Genomic DNA, 19,639 nt, shown 5'->3' with positions numbered 1-19,639 from the left:
ATTTCGGATTGAATTGTATAAAAGTTTAAATCTGAAATCAAAAATTCCCAATCTGAAATCGTATCTAGCTGTTCCAAATCTCCCAAGCTTTTTCGGCTTGTCCATGTAGCATTTCTAGTCCGAAGTGAACACCACGCACGCCAGCTTCAGTACCTTTTTTCAAAAACAATGTTTCGAGTGGGTTATACACAATATCGTATAGTAAATGCTTTCCACTCAATAATTCGTAAGGAATAGCTGGGCAATTCTCTACTTTTGGATACATTCCTAGCGGTGTAGTATTAACAATGAACAAGTGCTCAGACATTACCTCTGGCGTAAGTTCTTCGTAGGTGATAGTATCGCTTTCTTTGGTACGAGAAACCAATTGTACTTCTAAACCCAAATCTTCTAAGGCTACGATAATGGCTTTAGCTGCGCCACCTTTACCAAGTACTAATGCTTTTTTAGGAGCAATTTCATTGAAAGCATCCCATTTTTCAAGCGTCCATCTAAAGCCCCAATAGTCGGTATTAAAGCCCTTGATTTTTCCATTCTCCAAAAACTTGATAGTATTTACTGCACCGATTTTACTAGCCGCTGGATCTATTTCATCAAGATAGGCCATCACGTTTTGTTTGTGAGGAATCGTCACATTCAACCCTTTTAGTTCACCTGCATGTGACTGAAGTAAGGCTGGAAAATCTTCAATATTTTCGAGCTCAAATTTCTCATACGCATGTGTCTGAGAAAGACCAATTTTTTCAAATTTCTCTGTAAAATATCCTTTCGAGAACGAATGCCCCAAAGGAAAACCAATAAGACCAAATAAATTTTTCATAGCGTAAAAATAAACAAAGAGGCAATAGTACGAAAACTTTTGCCTCTTTGATGAAATAATACTTTATATGATTGATACGAAGAAAACAAGTGTGCCTTCTTCAATACCTTACTTTTTACTAAATTGACTTTTTACAAAACCAATAACCATTGGCAATACTGAAATACCAACGATACCTAGTACTACTTTTTCGAAGTTATGTTTTACCCACTCGTTGTTACCCAAGAAGTATCCCAACAAAGTAATAGAAGTTACCCATACAATAGCACCAATTACACAGAACGTAATGTATTTGCCATATTTCATACTACCTGCACCCGCTACAAATGGCGCTACAGTACGTACGATTGGTACAAAACGAGCCATAATTACAGTTTGACCACCATTTTTTTCGTAAAACTCCTCTGTTTTAACAATGTGCTCACGTTTTAAGAAGAGAATTTTATCTTTTGATTTAACGAAGTCACTCAAATATTTCCCTACAAAATAATTCACATTATCGCCCAAAAGCGCTGCACCAATCAACAATGGAATAACGAAAGTAATATCGATTTTACCACCTGTTGCAGGAGCTGCCAATACGCCAATCGCAAATAAAAGCGAATCACCTGGTAATAAAGGCATAACTACCAAACCCGTTTCGGCAAATACGATTAGGAACAGCAAACCATAAGTAAGTGTACCGTTGTCGGTGATAAACTGCGTAAGTGCAGTTAAAGGATCTTTGAGAAGTTGTAATACAAATTGAATGATTTCCATTGTTTGGGAAGATTTACAATGTCCAAATGAGGCTTGGAGTAAATAGTGAAAGTAAACTACAAAAGTATAGAAGAGTAACCTTTGTACGGTATGATAGTGAGAATCTTAATCAAAAATTAAAAAAGAATGATTGAGCGAATGTTGTTTTCACCCAATCATTCTTTTTAGAAATACTAATTATTTTTTGTCCAAGAAGTGAGAGAAAGTATCGCCTCTCAAGCCCAAACGGATCGTTTCTAATGAAATAACTTCATGAGGAGCAATGTTACCAACGTTTACGTTAGCACCAACCAACTTCACAAACCAAACTTGTTGAGATTTTTGAGGAGCTTCCCAAATGATTTTTTCTTCAGGAATTTCTGTCAAAATTTCTTCTACCAAGCCCTGACGAACCTCGCCTGATGCACGGAACAAACCTACGTTTCCACCTTCACGAGCTTCACCGATTACTTTCCAAGCACCCGCTTCCAACTCCGCTTTCATCAATTTAATCCATTTGTATGGAGGAATGATTTTGGCTTCGTCTTTAGAACCTACTTCCGAAAGAACAGTTACTTGTTTAGCCAAAGTTTGGATATATCCGCATTTGTCATCTTGCTCCATTTCCAAAGAGCCATCCGAAACCTCTGCGTATTCCATGCCATATTGGTCCAAAACACGACGGTATTCGTCAAATTGACCTCTTACCACAAATGCCTCAAACAAAGTACCCCCAAAATACACAGGGATGCCTGCCGATTTATACAAAGCCAATTTATCTTTTAGGTTTGGAGTCACAAAAGAGGTTGCCCAACCCAACTTCACTATATCGGTATATCCAGAGCCAAGCTCCAAGAAATCTTCAACTTGTCTGAGACTAAGCCCTTTGTCCATTACCATTGTCAAACCTTTTTGACGTGGCTTTTCAGTTCTCTCAGGAATCTGGTTAAGTGGGTAATTCATATTTTTTGAAATTTCTGGGATTAAATATTTGGTTTTCAGAACAACAATGTTGTGCTTGTTGCACTTATTCAGAATAAGTAATTCTTTTTGATTGAATAATGAGGTATTTCGAACGTGCAATTTTGCAAAATTAGAAATATCTTCCAAATGGCACAAACTACTATTTTACTAGATTGTCTTTAAATAATAATTGCTTTTATTTAATTTGCTGTAAATCAATTGTTTAATTTTTTTGAAAAAATGATTTTTCATAGATTTTTCAAAAAATAATGTCAAAAATTTGTTTACTAAACACTGTTTAGTAATTTTACATCGTTATAAAAATGAAAGACGATAAAATATTAATCTTTAAAGCATATTTATAACTCTGAGAATAACTAGAACTAGCTTACCCTAAATCGTTTAGGAAATAATAGTACTCAAATTATCCTAAACTTAGTATCTTGATTACTTAAATGTCATCTCAAATTTGATTAAAAATACAATAAGTATTTTTATCCTATAGTTTTAGTAGAACTTAATACAAAGATTACAAAATCTTCCGAATCTCAAACCTTGAAAACAAAACCTTTTAATAATAATCATCCAAACTCATGAAAAAGTTATTGTTTATTCTTGCCACCCTGTTATCAACTATACAAATCGTACAAGCTCAAAACCCTACAAAAGACGCAGTGTTAGGGGAGTGGCTGTCGGAAAGTAAAGATGGAAAAGTACTTATATTCAAACAAGGAGATAAATACTTTGGGAAACTTTCTTGGATAAAAGATGCTGCCAAAAAAGATGTAAATAATCCAGATGCATCTTTGCGTAATCAACCGTTGTTAGGTTTGGTGATTCTAAAAAACTTTGAGTTTACAGGAAAAGCTTGGGAAGAAGGAAGTATTTATGATCCTAAAAATGGCAAAAGTTATTCATGCAATATGAAACTAAAGAAAGCTGATGAATTAGAAATCAGAGGTTTTGTTGGCGTTTCGTTGCTGGGACGAACTACCGTGTGGACAAAAGTGAAATAAGCCAGCTACCTGTTGGGAATGCCTGTACACTTTGCTTAAATTTGTCTACATACTAAGATTGGTTTATAAGAAATGGGTATTTTAGAGAGAAAAGAACGCGAAAAACTAGAATTAAAGCAGCGAATTTTAGAAGCTGCCAAGGAAATCTTTATCAAAGAAGGCTTTGATAAGGCTTCTATTCGAGCTATTGCGGACAAAATAGAGTATAGTCCAGCTACAATTTATCTGCATTATAAAGATAAAGATGAATTGTTTTATGCGGTACATGAATTAGGATTTGATAAATTATCAGAAATGACGCGTTCCGTTGAAAATATCGAAGATGGTTTTCAACAACTACGTGCGAGAGGATTGATTTACTTGAAATTTGCTTTTGAGAATCCTGAGTTATACGATTTGATGTTTATCAAAGAAGCTCCAATGCATGCACTCAAAAAGCAAGAAGCTGGCTGGGATTGTGGAATGCACAATTTTGTGGCACTACAAAAAAACTTGGCACTATGTATTGAACAAGGCTCTATTTTGCCTGCCAATATCGATGTATTGTCTATGTCGATATGGTCTTACGTGCACGGGTTGGTGTCTTTAAATATTAGAGGGCGATTTGAGCCATTCTGTGAACTAAATCCAGAAATACAGCTAGAAAAGCTACTAGGAGAGTCTCTGGACTTTATGTTGAATCTTATTAAAAAGAAAAATGAGTAATAAACACGCATTAGAGGTTTTTAAGGAATATATTGGTACTCGTGTAGCCGAAAAGAGTATTTCGCCAGTGGCCAAATTTCTAGACGGTGTTTTGGTAGGGGTTCACGACCATGGTATCGAAATAGAATACCAAGTCAAAGAAGAAATGGTAAATCCTGCTCGTATCTTGCATGGCGGTATTGCCGCAACAATGTTGGACGATATTATCGGTATGACTGTTTTTATGATGGGCAATGGTGTTTTTTATAGCACTGTCAACCTTTCGGTAGACTACCTTTTTAGCGCACGACTAGGCGAGACCGTTCGTGTGAAATCAAAGATTGTAAGAATGGGAAAGAAAATCGCTCATGCAGAAGGCGAAATTCGTAACCAAGATGATATTTTAATTGCAAAATGTACAACCAATTTGGTTGCAACAAGCAATACTATTAAATAGTTTTAGTTACTTTGTCTTTGAATCTTTGAAAGACCAGTAACTAACTGATTTTAAGGATTTACAAAGTGAATTAAGCAGTAAAGATTTAACAGTTTGCTTAAGCTGAAAAAATCTAAAAATCCCCTAGAAAGACCTGTGGGCAGTAAAATCTCCCACAGGTCTGACTTATGACAGCTTTCTGAAGTCAGCTTTGAGCAGTCGGCTCATATTGGTGTACTTTATAACAAGTGCTGATACCTAAAACCCGATAGCTCGAAGCTCATTCGGCATTGATTCCTCATGAATTAATGCTTTTTATTTACTCTTTTACTGAACAGTGTTTATAAAATTATAAATGTTTAATATGAAACCTATGAAGTATTATCTCTCCTTGGTGTGCTGTTGGCTCGCTTATGGAACTATGGCTCAATCAGAAGTACTCAATCAGTATGTACAAGAAGGACTACAAAATAGTCAAACGCTCAAGCAGCAACGTTTTCAGCTACAAAAAGCCATTTGGGCTTTGGATGAAGCCAAAAGTTTGTTCAAACCCTCGGTGAATTTCAATACGACTGTATCCTCTGCATTAGGTGGTCGTACAATTGATATTCCCGTGGGAGATTTAGTAAATCCTGTATATGCCACGCTCAATCGCTTGACAAATTCTAATGCTTTTCCACAAATCTCAAACGTGAGTGAGCAGCTGATTCCAAAGGATTTTTATGACATGCGATTCAAAACTTCGATGCCTTTGATTAATGCTGAACTTAAGTATAATCAAAGCATCAAAAAGGAACTGATTGGTTTGCAGCAATCCGAAACCAATGTCTATAAACGTGAATTGGTCAAAGATATCAAAATGGCTTATTTCAACTATCTAAAAGCTACTGAGGCATTGAGTATTTACGAAAATGCGTTACGTCTGCTCCGTGAAAGTGAACGTGTCAACCAAGCTTTGATTCAAAATGGAATGGCTAATCCGACGGTTTCTGTTCGTACCAAAAACGAAATTGCTAGTATAGAATCTGAAGTTGAAGCTGCCAAAGGAACACAGAAAAACGCGGCAGCGTATTTTAATTTCTTGTTAAACCGTGAGTTTACGCAGGAAATCAAAGTTGATTCAAGTTTCAAGAATGTTGTGATTCCTACTAAAATAGACTTAGCTCACCGTGAAGAAATCGACAAGCTCGAAACTAATTTGAGTATCAATAAGCAAATCTTAAAACTTAGCCAGTCTTACAATCAACCCAAGATAGGAGCTTCTTTGGATTTAGGCTCACAAGGGCGTTTTGCTCAAATCGCTTCGGCTGACAAGAATTTTATTTCTCCCAATGCCTTTTTCTTGGTCGGAGTATCGATTGACTTGCCTGTATATTCTTCAGGAAGAAATCAATTGAAAGTAAAACAAGCCGAAATGGACGTTGCCACCGCAGATACGCAACTACAGCAAGTCAAAAACCAGCTTGATTTACAAAATACCATGGCTCAAAATGCCTTGACGGCTGCCAAGGAAATTCATCAATCCAAAGCCAATCAGATAAGTTCGGCACAGCGCTATTATCGTGACATGATGCGCCGTTACAAAGAAGGTAATCTTAGTTTTATCGAGTTGCTGGATGCCCAAACACAATTGACTCGTACACAATTACAGCAAGTGATAGCTCAATATGATGTTTGGCTCAAATGGGTAGAACTCGAACGCAGTGCTGCCGCTTTTGACTTAAAGTAAAAAGACGTAATGCTTGAGTGAATTGAAGCATAAATAAAAATCTAAAAATCTCTTTAGCCTTGGGCTAATCAAAATCCTCTTGAAATATGTTGACTTCCTTTAAAAATAGCCTCATTCTAGGTCTAATCATAACGACAGTGTTTGCCTGTGGCAAAAAGAAAACTGATAAAAAAACAATTGCAGACAACGAAACAGTAGCTGTAAAATTAGTGGATGTTTCAAATGCTAATTCTACCGAACCCATCAAAGCTTCTGGTCTAATAAGCTCTTTACATGAAGCTCGTCTTTCTTTTAAAACGGGTGGAATAATCGAAAAAATCTTTGTAAAAGAAGGACAAAATATTGTTAAAGGTCAATTATTAGCAACGCTCAATTTGACCGAAATCAATGCACAAGTGCAACAATCACAAGAGAATGTAAGCAAAATCGAAAGGGACTTAAAGCGTATCAATGCACTATATCGTGATTCGGTAGCTACACTCGAACAAGTCCAAAATCTAACAACAGCCTTGAGCGTAGCAAAACAAGGTTTACAAATAGCCCAATACAACCAAGGATATTCCAAAATTTATGCACCAACCAATGGTGTTGTTGTCAAAAGAATGATGAACGAAGGTGAATTGGCATCGTCTGGAAGTCCTGTGTTTTTTGTGAATGCCGCAGGTGCTAATGATTGGGTAGTAAAAGTAGGTATTACAGACAAAGATTGGACTCGTCTCAAACTAGGCGATAAAGCCGAAATCAGCCTCGACGCATTTCCTGATATGAAGTTTTTGGCAAATGTCACAACCCTCTCTCAAGGTGCAGACCAAGCTTCAGGCCTCTATCAAGCAGAATTAAAAATTAGTACTCAAGGCAAAAAAATGGCGACTGGCCTATTTGCCAAGGCTTTGATTTACCCTTCTATCAAATACCAATATGCGTCTGTTCCTGTTGATGCCATTATTGAAGGTAATGGTGACCAAGCTTTTGTATATGTGATAGAAAACGGAAAAGCCAAAAGAGTTTCTTTGTCGATTGCTTACGTCAACGGTCAACAAGCATTTATTCGTGAGGGTTTGTCGGGAATAAACCAAGTAGTAACAGATGGTTCGGCCTATCTGGTAGAAGGTACAAAAGTAAAAGTGGTGCAATAAACTTTTACAACTAATCAATTTTACATAGACCTAAACGAGCATAACGTCACTGTAAAGCGACTGATGCCGACAACTCATCATATATGAAAATCGCAGAATTTTCCGTAAAAAATTACCAGTTTACCTTAGTGGTATTTCTGGCGGTATTATCAATCGGGCTATATTCCTTGTTGAACATGCCTCGTGGCGAAGACCCAGAGTTTGAATCTCCCCAATTTGGCGTTACGATTATCTATCCCGGAGCTACTCCCAACGATATGGAAGAGTTAGTAGCAGACCCTTTTGAAAAAAGAATTAACGAGCTAGACAACATTCAGCGCATAAGTACGGTCATACTAGATGGAGCGGCTGTATTTCAGATAGAGTATGATTTTGAACAAGATCCAGAAGAAAAATATCAGGAGGTTGTACGAGAAGTAAATGCCATCAGAAAAGACCTCCCTGCTGAGATTCTGGATATTCGAGTACAAAAGTTTAGACCAACCGACGTAAATATTTATCAGTTTGCCCTCGTAAGTGAAAATGTGCCTTACGCCAAGCTGAAGGAATATGCAGATGATTTGGAAAAACAACTCGAAAAGGTAAAACCTCTGACTAATATCAAATCATGGGGTTTTCCAGCTCGTAAAGTAGCAGTTGAATTGAATTTGGAAAAAATGGCACATGACCATATTCCTGTCAATCAGGTGTTGGGAGCAATTCAATCTGAGAATGTCAATATCCCTGGAGGTAGTATCAATGTTTCTAGTAAAAAACTAAATGTTAAAACATCAGGTGCATATAACGACCTCGACGAAATTCAGAATACGATTGTGTACACCAACGGTACTAAAATCGTGTATCTCAAAGATATTGCTCAAGTAAAATTTGCTTACGAAGACGAAACACATATTACTAGTCTCAATGGTCACCGTTGTGTTTTTGTCACAGCATGCCAAAAGCAAGGACAGAATATTATTGCAATTCGCAAAATAGTTGAACCAATAGTTGAAAAATACAAAGCACAACTTCCTCCAAGTGTCGATGTTGTAAAAGTATTTGACCAAGCCGAATCTGTAGATAATCGTCTTACGCGTTTTGCTAAAGATTTCGGAATCGCGATTTTGCTAGTATTGATTACGCTATTGCCTTTAGGTACACGTGCAAGTATTGTCGTAATGATTTCAATCCCACTCTCGTTGGCGATAGGTCTAACATTACTCAATGTATTTGGTTATACCATCAACCAGCTGTCTATTGTAGGGATGATTGTAGCTTTGGGGATTTTGGTGGACGACTCTATCGTAGTGGTCGAAAACATCGAACGCTTCATGCGAATGGGCATCAAACGTAAGCAGGCGGCTATCGATGCTACAAAACAAATCGGATTAGCAGTAGTAGGATGTACTGTATTGTTGTGTTTTGCTTTTTTACCAATTGCCAACTTGCCAGAGGCAGCAGGTGAATTTATTCGAAGTTTACCAATGGCTGTGATGTTTACAGTATTGGCTTCGATGATTGTGTCATTGACGATTGTACCATTTTTATCATCAGTGTTATTGACCGAAAATCATAATCCTGAAGGGAATATGATTTTGAGAGGAATGAAAAAAATCATTTCGGCTACTTATGGGCGCTTGATGGATTGGTGTCTTAAACACCCCAAAACAACTTTGGCAGGGGCACTAGGAATATTTGTAGGTGTGATGATGATGGCTAAGTTATTCTTAGGTTTTTCTCTTTTCCCAACTTCCGAAAAACCGATGTTTTTAGTAAATATCGAAACGCCAGTTGGAACGAATATGGCTGCCACAACCAAAGTAGTGAAGTATGTGGAGGAAAAATTGAAGAAAGTACCTGAGATTAAAAACTTTGCTTCAAATGTAGGGCGTGTTAATCCTCGTATCTATTACAACACAGTAGAAAGAGGGCAGTCAGAGAACCGAGCACAAATATTTGTCTTGCTCGAAGATATGGAAACATCTGAGAAAAAGGCTTTAATTGATGATTTGCGTGGCAATATGGGTGTGTATCCAAATGCCAAAATTGAGGTAAAAGATTTTGAACAAGGACCACCATTAGAAGCGCCGATTGCCTATCGAATCTTTGGAGAAAATTTGGATACCTTGAGAAATGTAGCGTTCAGAATTGAGAAGATTTTAGCTAATCATCCTGGAGCTATCTATGTGAATAATCCATTGAAAGTCCAACCAACAGATATTCGTGTAGTAGTCAATAAAGAAAAAGCTGGCTTGATGAGTGTGAGCTCAGCCGAAATCGACCGAGTGGTACGTTTAGGAATAGCAGGATTAAATGTGGGTACCTATCGTGAAGATGGCGAAAAAGATGGTTATAACATCAACGTGTCGATTCCGAGAACGGGTGTACAACAAGATTTAGACGTCTTTAATCGTTTGTATGTCAACAATGCTTTAGGGACTGCTATTCCGCTTAAACAATTGGTGGATATTAAGTTAGAAACCTCTCAGAATCAGATTTTGCACTTTGACAAAGAACGATATGTGACAGTTTCGACCTTTTTAAAATCAGGCTATAATACAGCACAAGTAAACCAAGAATTAATAAAGCAATTAAATGCTTTTAAGTTTCCAAAAGGATTTTCGTACAGAGTAGCAGGAGAGGCCGAAAATGCAGAAAAATCTTTCGGAGGAATAGGGGTGATAGTTTTGATAACTGTCTTCGGAATGATAGCCATCCTAATTTTGGAGTTCCGCAATTTCAAATCTACCCTGATTGTATTGTCAGTAATTCCATTGGGTATTGTTGGAGCTATCTTGATGCTATTACTTTGGGGCGAAACTTTATCATTTACGGCTGTTATTGGTTTTATCGCACTGGTGGGAATTGAAGTCAAGAACTCTTTACTATTGGTAGATTTTACCAACCAACTTCGAGAGGAAGGGTTTGGACTTGAGGAGGCAATTCGAGAAGCAGGCGAAGTGAGATTTGTTCCTATTGTGCTAACATCACTTACAGCGATAGGGGGCTTAGTACCACTAGTAATCGAATATTCAGAGCTGTACTCTCCATTAGCCTTGGTGCTTATAGGTGGAATTATCAGTTCAACATTACTTGCTCGTTTGGTTACACCTGTTATGTATAAGTTACTTCCACCAACAATTATTCCGGTCAAAGAAACGATACAAAACTAGGTTTTAGAAGAGCAAATTACCTGAAAATAGTTTTTAATATTTTTTAATAAATCATGAGAGGAATCTTTAAATAGTTCAAGAATACTCTGTAAGCATAATATTTAAGAATTTTTATAGATTTTTCTCATTTTTTCTAAAAAAAACTTAAAATTCGGGCACTATTATTCAAAAAAGCTCGTTAACCTAGCATAACAATCGTCAAAATATATATAAATCAAGAAACCGATGAGATTCAGCACAGAAACATTGACAAAGTTCTTATCTCGGAATTTTTATATTAGCCCGAGGTTGATAGCTCCTCAAAAACGCTTTTATGCCGATTTGGGAATGAACTCATTAGAGTTCCTAGAAGTAGTAGCTTATTTAGAAAATACGTATGGTATTACATTACCAGATCAGGAGATAGATAGAGTACAGACTGTAGAAGAATTGGCTTCTTTGATGGAAGCTAATTTAGTAGCTGTACGTGCGTAAAGGCAACGATTTTTGGTATGTTAAAGGTTCAAACACATTAGTTTGAGCCTTTTTTTATGCCTTTTTGAGTAAATATCCCTCGGCTTTTATCTTATCTTTGTATCGTAACCAAAAAACAATTATTAAGTATGTCTAGACAAAATATCTTAACGGGCTCGCCGTGGGAAGACAAAATGGGCTATTGCCGTGCCGTAAGAATCGGAAACATTGTAGAAGTATCAGGAACTGTAGCAATCGTTGATGGTGAAAAAGTAAAAGCGGACGATGCTTATGCACAAACGTTGAATATCTTAGAACGTATCGCAAAAGTGTTAGAAGAGGCTGGTGTTTCAACAAAAGATGTAGTGAGAACTCGTATTTTCACAACAGATATTACCAAATTTGATGATATAGCTCGTGCTCATGGCGCTTATTTCGGCGAAATCAAACCAACAACAGGTATCTATGAGATTTCTAAATTAGTATCTCCAGATTATTTGGTTGAAATTGAATTTACAGCAATTGCTCAATAAAAATATTAGCGTAAGAAGAAAGAATCATAAAGTGTCCAATATACGCTTAGAAGAGAAAGTCAGTGGATTTGTTCACTGGCTTTTTTTGTTGGAATAGCTCCATGATAAAGGCTAAAACCTTAAAAATTAAAAAGCCTTGCTAGGAATACTAACAAGGCTTTTTTGTGATTGATATTAGTAAAACGCCAGAGGAGGCAAAATAGTTTACAGCTTGAAAAATAGTTAAATTATTTTTCATATTTATTTTATTTTTTTCAAATTAGAAAAAATAATAGCAAAATCAGCTCGCTAGGGGCTTTTTGAGATTGAGAAAATCAGGAAAAAGACACCTCACGAATCTATTCCTAATAACAGATTAACAAGTAACCAATAGCGTTTCAATATGAAACAACAAACCATCTACGAAGTAGCTGTCATCTCGATTGGCTCGCTCAATACAGTTCGAACAAAAGAACCTGTATTAAATTATTTTTCGAACCTTCAAAAATGCCTCGATCATTTGTTGGGAGCTTTGGCTGTGCATGGTTGGGAAAGTAAAATGAATTATACTGCCGTGTATCGGAATCTAAAAGCAAAAGGAAAATACGTTGCAGAATTTAGCTTTGCAGGAAATAAAATTTTTAAAATTGTAATCACAGCCCGAACAATCAATCCTTCAATAAGCACTTTGGGAATAGAGGATAAGCCTGATAGTAAGAAGTAGAAAACAGTGCGGAAACACTCAAATGAATATAAAATAAAAAAGCCTTGCTATGTTGGTAGCAAGGCTTTTTTGTGGTTGATAATAGATAAACGTCTATTAAGGTCAAATAGTTTGCGTATTGAAAAATAGTTAAATTATTTTTCAAAAAATATAGAATTTATTTTCAGAGCGTAATTTTCTTAAAATTTAGCTAAAAAAATGCCCCTCTTAACAATTTAAGAGGGGCATTTTGCCTAATGCCTAGAGCTAATAGCCTAAAGCCTATTAATACTTAATTATAGTTTTGTTGGGCTTCTGCCAACAGTCTTTCTTTGTTGATTGGGACAACGCCAACAGATTCACATACAAGTCCACCACCTAAATTTGATAGACCTGCTACCAATTCTGGAGATAAATTGAGTGCAACGCAACATGCTGCAATTGAAATAACAGTATCACCTGCACCCGAAACGTCTGCAATTTGTCGAATATGGGCAGGGATATGTTTTTCTTCGTCTTTGAAATTGATAAATACGCCTTGTTCTGAAAGTGTAACAAAGGCACCTTTCACTTCAAGAGTTTCGATAAGCATATTGACCGCCATTGCTAGTTCAACTGGGTCTTTTGAGTCAAATTGAATATTGAGACCTTCTTTGAGTTCTTTCAAGTTTGGCTTGAATAAGGTAGCATTTTGGTAGTTTAGAAAGTTACGTTTCTTGGGGTCTACCACAGTTGGAATATGGTGTTCTTGGGCAAAATCAATTACTTCGGCAATGAGTTCTTTTGATAAAACGCCTTTGTCATAATCTTCAAAAATAATCACTTGCGCATCTAATGCCAAAGCTTTGATTTTGTCTAAGAGCAAAGTGCGTTCATTTTCAGAAATCAATTTATCAGTTTCGGTATCTACACGAACAATCTGCTGTGTGCCTGCGATAATTCGTTCTTTTACCGTAGTAATGCGCTCTTCAGACTGTAGAATACCTTCGGTAGATAACTCTTTTTCTGCTAATAAATCCAATAGGGCATTGCCATACGAATCTTTTCCGATGACCGAACAAATAATAGCTTTAGCGCCAAGTGCCTGAACGTTCATCACTACATTGCCAGCACCACCCAAACGCATTTCTCTTTGTTTTACATTTACTACTGGTACTGGAGCTTCAGGAGAGATACGTTCTACTTTACCCCAGGTATAAGCATCAATCATCAAATCGCCTATGATAAGAACTTTTAGTTGATTGAAACCTTCAAAAATTTGCTCAATTGTCATCGTCTATATAAAATATGTCCCCTGTCAGCCCAGTCCAAAATATTATTGGGTTGACAGGGGATTAAATGAATTGCAAAATTAAGATTTTTATGGATTATCCTCCAATGGTTGTCATGGATTCAGTAACAAGCTTTGTTCTGCGACTCTCGGCTTCGAAGCCATCTTTGGCTCTTTGTTGAAAAGTATTGATAAAAATGCCTTTCAACTCTTCGTTGCTAATTCCCGAACGAATCAAATCTCGAATACTTAGTACGCCTTCATCATACAAGCAGGTTTTTAATTCGCCTTGTGCAGTCATTCTGATACGATTGCAAGTTCCACAGAAGGTTCTTGAAAACGCTGCAATAACGCCAATATTGCCCTTGAAACCTGGGACATGGTAGTTATACGAAGTAGAATGTGGAGCATCTTTGATTTTACTTAAACTCGGATATGCTGCACGTATGGTATCCAAAATTCGATTGATATTCCAATGAAGCACAGGATAATGCGAGCCTTCTCCATTAAAAGGCATTTCCTCTATAAAGCGAACTGCCACAGGGTAGTGCTCGGTTAGGGCGACTAAAGGTAAAATATCATCTGTATTTTTCCCATCCATTACTACAGCATTGATTTTGACTTCAAAACCTGCGTCTAATAAATCAAAAAGCGTTTGATATACCTTCGAAAATTCGTCACGACGGGTAATTTCAAAAAAACGTTGCGAATCCAAAGTATCCAAACTCAAATTGACAGAACGAATCCCAATTTCTTTCATCTGTTTGAGATACTGTCCCGTCAAAATGCCATTGGTAGTAATATTCAGCTCATCGATTCCGTGAATGTCGGCGAGGCGATACAAAAAATCGATAAGATTATTACGTACAAAGGGTTCTCCACCTGTAATACGTACTTTGTGTACTCCCAATTCGGCTAATACGCTAACTATACGAAGCATTTCTTCGTAACTAAGCAATTTGGATTTATGAAGATACTTGATGCCTTCTTCGGGCATGCAATAAAAGCAACGCAAATTGCATCGGTCAGTGACAGCCAGCCTCAAATAAGTAATCGGTCGACCGTGATTGTCATAAATCACTGGACGATTATCGGGAGTTGTTATGGATGGATTAGTTGTCACAGATACGAATGATATAGTAGTATTTTGGGTAAATCTCCATTTGAAGTCCTCAAATTATAGATTTACTTCGTTATATTAGCAATCAAAATATAGGAAAAATTGTTCAAAAACTAACGCCTATATTTATCGCTAATGGTATATCGGCAAGCAATAAAAACAAATATACTATTGAATCCTAGAATCAAAAATTTAACCTAATGAAATATACAATTGCTTTGTTTGGAATCACCAAAGAAATTGTTGGCAATAGCTCGACGACTTTGGAGGTATCAGATACCCTCACAACCGATGGTTTATTGACTTTGCTAAGAGCAGAATATCCTCAGTTGGCAGCTATTCGCTCGCTATTGCTGGCAGTAAACAACGAATATGCCGAACAGGATTTAGTATTATCAGAAAGAGACGAAATTGCGCTAATTCCACCCGTGAGTGGAGGGTAGTTTATGCACTAAAATCAGTAGAGCATGAGCAAATGCCTCGATGGCAGATTTGAGATTTTTGATTTCGGATTTATCAGAAATGTTCAGCATTATTTTCCGAAATCAAAATTCTAACTTTATATACGACTATCGAAGGCTTAGTCCATGGCTGGATGATTACCTTTTATTTATTCCTCAAACTGGTTAGAAAACTTGTTAGCTTCTGCTTTTTGAGAATCAAATCTATACAAATACGGCGCCTTATGGGCTCCACCTCCCCATTTTTTATCTAGTCTTTCTAGTATTCCCAAACTCAACATTTTACGTTGGAAGTTAGCTCTCAGTAATTTTTTATTTAAAATCGTTTCATAAAGGCTTTGTAATTCACCCATAGTAAAAGTTTCGGGCATCAGGTTGAATACTGCCAATTTGTGATCCAGTAGCAATCGAAGTGAATTGAGTGCTTTGGTAAGAATATCACGATGGTCGAAAGCGATTGTTTCTGGTAAGTCATAAATGTCAAACCAGCCACTTTCTTCATGATTTAAATATGAGTGTGGTTGAATCTTAGTGAAATCTACAAGAGCATAATAACCTACCGTAATGTGTCGATTAAACAAAAAGTGGTCACTAGGTAAATCAATGCCATTTTTTTGCATAATCCACCTATGTTCCTCTGGATTAACACGTTTGGGGTCGCCAAAAATATAAAATTGCTCTAAATAGGTATCTTCAATGCCCGTACGGTGATCTAAAATACGATTAGCAGCTTCATCTAAGCTTTCTTCTTTATAGATAAATCCTCCAGGAAGAGAATATATTTGAGTATTGCCAAATTTGATTAATAAAACCTTCAATTGATTTTCATGAAAACCAAATATTACACAGTCAATCGAGATGCCTGGTAAGAAATCTTGGTTTTGGTTGACGAGGTCTTTATATTCTGTTGTATGTTCCATAAAATAAATTTTGTTCAAATTTAAAAAAGAATTGTAATATTAAAACAAAACAATTAATATTGTATCGTTGTGATACAATAAATCATGTATCATCTAACCATTTCAGCTAGGCGAATAACTGACGAGTTTGCATTCTCATTTGAAGAAAGCTTTACAATTCTGTCTATTTCGAATGGATTTTAAATTGTGGTGTAAAAGGATGAAAGTTAAACACAATGTTTCAATGTTGAGCTTTAAACAAAAGCTGATTGAACTGTAATGAAAAGATAGTTTTTGGTAAATAATCGGATTAAAAATTACTGAAAAAAGCCAAATACACAAAATCTTTAGTTAAAAGCTTGTCACATTATCTATCCAATTTATATTAATACATACCCCACTAGTAGCTGTTGAGACGTGGTGGGGTTTTTTCCGAAAACAAACTCAGTACAACTTAAAATAGACACAGGGTATTTACTCTATCATAAAAGAAAACGGCTCGTAGCAAATACTGCTACGAGCCGTTTTCTTTTATGATTATTACTTATTGTCTAGAAATCTTCATCAAGAGAGAAAGACATCGTTTCTTTCTCTGACATTACACCCGCTTTTTGATATTCAGCTACACGTTTTTCGAAGAAGTTTGTTTTGCCTTGTAACGAAATCATTTCCATGAAATCGAATGGGTTTGTTGCGTTGTAAACTTTTGGACAACCCAAAGCAACTAGCAAACGGTCAGCTACAAACTCGATATACTGGCACATTAAATTGGCGTTCATACCAATTAATGATACAGGAAGAGAATCTGTTACAAATTCTTTTTCGATTGTTACTGCATCTGTAATGATGGCAGTCACTCTTGATTGTGGTAACTGATTCTTGATATGGTCTGCGTAAAGCAAACACGCAAAATCGCAGTGTAAACCTTCGTCGCGAGAAATAAGCTCGTTTGAGAATGAAAGACCAGGCATCAAACCACGTTTTTTCAGCCAGAAGATAGAACAGAAACTACCTGAGAAGAAAATACCCTCTACTGCTGCAAAAGCAATCAAACGTTCTACAAAATTTTCACTGCCAATCCAACGCAAAGCCCATTCTGCTTTTTTCTGAACGCAATCGATAGTTTCGATGGCACGAAGCATACGGTCTTTTTCAATAGGATTTTTAATATAAGTATCAATCAACAAAGAGTATGTTTCTGAGTGGATATTTTCCATCATTACTTGGAAACCATAGAAACATTTAGCCTCTGCATATTGAACCTCCGAAAGGAAGTTAACAGCGAGGTTTTCGTTTACGATACCATCCGATGCCGCAAAGAAGGCCAATACATGCGAAATGAAGTGCTTTTCATCGGCTGTAAGCTTGTTTTCCCAGTCATTTAGGTCTTGAGAAAGGTCAATTTCTTCAGCTGTCCAGAAAGAAGCTTCCGCTTTTTTATAAAATTGCCAAATGTCATTGTGTTTAATGGGAAATAACACAAAACGGTTTGGGTCTTCTTGAAGTAAGGGTTCAATAATTGCTGCCTGTGACATGGTCGTATGGTATAAGTTGCTAGTTATCTAAAAATAAAGGGATTATTCAAATTTGGGCCTAAGGCATAATTTTAAAGCGCGCTTGCCTAGGATAAATTTAAACGTTTTTGGCTTAGGAATCATTAAAGTTGACAAAAATAAACTTTGCTATTTTTTTACCTATCTCTTTAGTCTCGATAGTGAAAATATATTCCTTTGAGACTACAATTTGTTAGCTAAAATTGTTTCTTGTTCTTCCGAAATTCTTTCCAAAGATAGGGATAGTTTGGCAGAAAATGCAGTTGTTTTTTATCATGTTTTTTTGAAATTAAACATTCGTTTGGTTGTAACTATTTGATTTTTAAATATTTGAAACGAAAGTTTTAGCGATATTTTTTTTGACTATTCTGATTGAACGGATACTTGGTGAGTAGCATCAATTTTTAGCCAAAGTATAGATCCAAGTATCAATAAACCGCCAATCATAAGTACAGGAAAGTAGTACCCGAAAGTCGTTGCCAGATACCCAAAAGATACAGTATTGATATAGGCTCCAATCAAACCTGCTGAGTTCATAGCCCCCGAAACGGTCCCGCTTTGTTTGCCTCCTATATCCATGGCTACTGCCCATGCTACTGGTGCGTTGACGTCCATGGTGGCAAGCCCTAACGACAAAAGTACAACTGCCAAAGTATCATTTTGACTGAGTGATGCCGTAATGAGACAGATACCTGAAAGACCAAGCCCAATCATTGGGACAATGCGACGACCCCATTTTTTGCCATATTTTTTGACAGTGTAATCACTCAAAATTCCCCCTAAAAAACATCCGACAGCTCCCAAAATAAAAGGAGCAGAAGCCATAAATTTCATATTTTCTTCCGAGATTCCACGGCCTTGTTGGAGATATTTAGGCATCCAACTTTGGAAAAAATAAGCGCCTGCAGCATAACAGTAATACATCAAAAAGAGAATCCAAAGGTTAGGATGGTTAAGTATTTTCCATACCGATTGTTTCGGAGAGTGGTCGCTTAGTTGTCTATTTTCTAAGATAAAATTCAATTCTTCCTTCGAAATATCCTTAGCTTCGGAAGGCTCTTCTTTGTACCAGAAAATCCAAAAAATTACCCAAAGTAAACCAACTCCTCCGAGGATATAGAAGGACATTTGCCAGCCATACTTTTGTTGAATAGGAATGACTAAAATAGGAGTCAGACCTGCACCAATTCTTGACGCTGCCCAAATAAGTGCTTGCCCTTTTCCTCTTTCGAAGGCTGGTAACCACTTGCTCAAAGCTATCGAAATATTGGGATATGCTCCAGCTTCGCCAATACCAAATAAGAATCGTACTGCAAGAAGCATGACAAAACCTGTCGAAAAGCCTGTGAGTACTGTAAAAAATGACCACCACAATACTACTCGAATAAGAAGGCGTTTGGCACCGAGTCGGTCACCCAATAATCCTGTGGGAATTTCAAAAAGTCCATAGGCAAGGGTAAACATCCCCAATACCCAGCCCCATTGGACAGGACTTAGCCCCAAATCTTTTGAAATACGTTCGCCTGCTGTAGAGATAGCAATGCGGTCGAGAAAGGTAACAGTGGAAAGAATTGATAGTACGAGTAATACTTGATAACGTTTTTTCATCTATATGTTTAAAGTTTATTCCATAATTAATAGAAATGCAATTTACCGAAATCTCCCCCAAATGAGAACCGAAAAACCAGATAAGTAAGTGAATATGTACACAAAGAGATAGCGTAATAAAAAAGAATATCGTTATTCTCAATGAACTATTCTCGATGCTAAGATGTAAAAGGTAAGGTAGAAAAGAGAAGAAATCTACCCTAACAATTTGATTTTTTGTAGTTTGCCGAAAAAGTTATTAATACAACATGCCACTTGCTAGATTTAGCGCTGGTCTATAGGCGAATTCATTTGGTTTTTCTTCTATTTGGTAATATTATGAGTAATTTTGCCTTTTATATTGCTGAGTATATAATTTTCTGTTTTTTTCTTAATTTTTTGTCCAC

Annotated in this window: 18 protein-coding genes; 10 read left to right on the top strand and 8 right to left on the bottom strand. The window is 36.6% G+C overall.

Annotated features, from left to right (window positions below; genetic code table 11):
- Positions 1–64 precede the first annotated feature (64 nt).
- The 3 genes from QM481_RS12665 to QM481_RS12655 form a co-directional block, all read right to left on the bottom strand.
- Entirely contained in the window at positions 65–820 is a 756-nt protein-coding gene (locus tag QM481_RS12665; protein WP_283382020.1) for a shikimate dehydrogenase family protein, read from the bottom strand.
- Between the two features lie 108 nt (positions 821–928).
- On the bottom strand, positions 929–1,579 hold the full coding sequence (locus QM481_RS12660) for a VTT domain-containing protein (protein ID WP_283382019.1): 651 nt from the start codon (positions 1,577–1,579) through the stop codon (positions 929–931).
- Between the two features lie 177 nt (positions 1,580–1,756).
- Positions 1,757–2,521 carry a phosphosulfolactate synthase gene (locus QM481_RS12655; protein ID WP_095166936.1) on the bottom strand — a complete coding sequence of 255 codons (765 nt, stop codon included), beginning with the start codon at positions 2,519–2,521 and terminating at the stop codon, positions 1,757–1,759.
- A gap of 593 nt (positions 2,522–3,114) precedes the next feature.
- Between QM481_RS12655 and QM481_RS12650 the strand changes: the two genes are divergently transcribed.
- The 9 genes from QM481_RS12650 to QM481_RS12610 all read left to right on the top strand — a co-directional run bounded on the left by QM481_RS12650 (position 3,115) and on the right by QM481_RS12610 (position 12,363).
- A complete protein-coding gene (locus QM481_RS12650; RefSeq protein ID WP_166549614.1) occupies positions 3,115–3,537 on the top strand; it encodes a DUF2147 domain-containing protein in 423 nt (140 codons plus the stop codon).
- Between the two features lie 72 nt (positions 3,538–3,609).
- Positions 3,610–4,242: a TetR/AcrR family transcriptional regulator gene (locus QM481_RS12645; protein WP_166549615.1), complete on the top strand. Its 633-nt coding sequence runs from the start codon at positions 3,610–3,612 to the stop codon at positions 4,240–4,242.
- A complete protein-coding gene (locus QM481_RS12640; protein ID WP_166549616.1) occupies positions 4,235–4,678 on the top strand; it encodes a PaaI family thioesterase in 444 nt (147 codons plus the stop codon). Before QM481_RS12645 ends, QM481_RS12640 begins: the two co-directional genes overlap by 8 nt.
- A 352-nt stretch (positions 4,679–5,030) precedes the next feature.
- Positions 5,031–6,386, top strand: a complete 1,356-nt coding sequence (locus QM481_RS12635) for a TolC family protein (RefSeq protein WP_283382018.1) — start codon at positions 5,031–5,033, stop codon at positions 6,384–6,386.
- Between the two features lie 86 nt (positions 6,387–6,472).
- Positions 6,473–7,522 (top strand): efflux RND transporter periplasmic adaptor subunit, encoded by a 1,050-nt coding sequence (locus tag QM481_RS12630; RefSeq protein ID WP_283382017.1) that lies wholly within the window; start codon positions 6,473–6,475, stop codon positions 7,520–7,522.
- An 83-nt stretch (positions 7,523–7,605) separates the two neighbouring features.
- Positions 7,606–10,674 (top strand): efflux RND transporter permease subunit, encoded by a 3,069-nt coding sequence (locus QM481_RS12625; RefSeq protein WP_166549619.1) that lies wholly within the window; start codon positions 7,606–7,608, stop codon positions 10,672–10,674.
- Positions 10,675–10,899: 225 nt separating this feature from the next.
- On the top strand, positions 10,900–11,148 hold the full coding sequence (locus QM481_RS12620; protein ID WP_095166922.1) for an acyl carrier protein: 249 nt from the start codon (positions 10,900–10,902) through the stop codon (positions 11,146–11,148).
- A gap of 128 nt (positions 11,149–11,276) precedes the next feature.
- Positions 11,277–11,660, top strand: coding sequence for a RidA family protein (locus QM481_RS12615; RefSeq protein WP_095166920.1), 384 nt, complete (start codon positions 11,277–11,279; stop codon positions 11,658–11,660).
- A gap of 382 nt (positions 11,661–12,042) precedes the next feature.
- Complete coding sequence (locus QM481_RS12610; RefSeq protein ID WP_166549620.1) at positions 12,043–12,363, top strand: hypothetical protein; 321 nt, start codon at positions 12,043–12,045, stop codon at positions 12,361–12,363.
- A gap of 271 nt (positions 12,364–12,634) precedes the next feature.
- Here QM481_RS12610 and QM481_RS12605 read toward each other — a convergent pair whose 3' ends face one another.
- Both QM481_RS12605 and moaA read right to left on the bottom strand, forming a co-directional pair.
- On the bottom strand, positions 12,635–13,615 hold the full coding sequence (locus tag QM481_RS12605; protein ID WP_283329040.1) for a bifunctional heptose 7-phosphate kinase/heptose 1-phosphate adenyltransferase: 981 nt from the start codon (positions 13,613–13,615) through the stop codon (positions 12,635–12,637).
- A gap of 94 nt (positions 13,616–13,709) precedes the next feature.
- Complete coding sequence (moaA, locus tag QM481_RS12600) at positions 13,710–14,693, bottom strand: GTP 3',8-cyclase MoaA (RefSeq protein ID WP_283382053.1); 984 nt, start codon at positions 14,691–14,693, stop codon at positions 13,710–13,712.
- A 239-nt stretch (positions 14,694–14,932) separates the two neighbouring features.
- Here moaA and moaD point away from each other — a divergent pair, with 239 nt between their 5' ends.
- Positions 14,933–15,175 carry a molybdopterin converting factor subunit 1 gene (gene moaD, locus QM481_RS12595; RefSeq protein WP_166549622.1) on the top strand — a complete coding sequence of 81 codons (243 nt, stop codon included), beginning with the start codon at positions 14,933–14,935 and terminating at the stop codon, positions 15,173–15,175.
- A gap of 167 nt (positions 15,176–15,342) precedes the next feature.
- Here the strand turns inward: moaD and QM481_RS12590 are convergent, their stop codons facing one another.
- From QM481_RS12590 to QM481_RS12580, 3 genes are all read right to left on the bottom strand, one after another.
- Positions 15,343–16,113 carry an NUDIX hydrolase gene (locus QM481_RS12590; RefSeq protein WP_283382016.1) on the bottom strand — a complete coding sequence of 257 codons (771 nt, stop codon included), beginning with the start codon at positions 16,111–16,113 and terminating at the stop codon, positions 15,343–15,345.
- A gap of 530 nt (positions 16,114–16,643) precedes the next feature.
- Positions 16,644–17,627, bottom strand: coding sequence for a ribonucleoside-diphosphate reductase small subunit (locus QM481_RS12585; protein WP_283382015.1), 984 nt, complete (start codon positions 17,625–17,627; stop codon positions 16,644–16,646).
- A gap of 381 nt (positions 17,628–18,008) precedes the next feature.
- On the bottom strand, positions 18,009–19,253 hold the full coding sequence (locus QM481_RS12580; RefSeq protein WP_166549625.1) for an MFS transporter: 1,245 nt from the start codon (positions 19,251–19,253) through the stop codon (positions 18,009–18,011).
- Positions 19,254–19,639: the final 386 nt, after the last annotated feature.

Source organism: Flectobacillus rivi, assembly GCF_030056655.1.
Taxonomy (GTDB): Bacteria; Bacteroidota; Bacteroidia; order Cytophagales; family Spirosomataceae; genus Flectobacillus; species Flectobacillus rivi.
The sequence above is the reverse complement of the archived record's forward strand: the minus strand, read 5'-3'. Positions and strand labels throughout refer to the sequence as shown.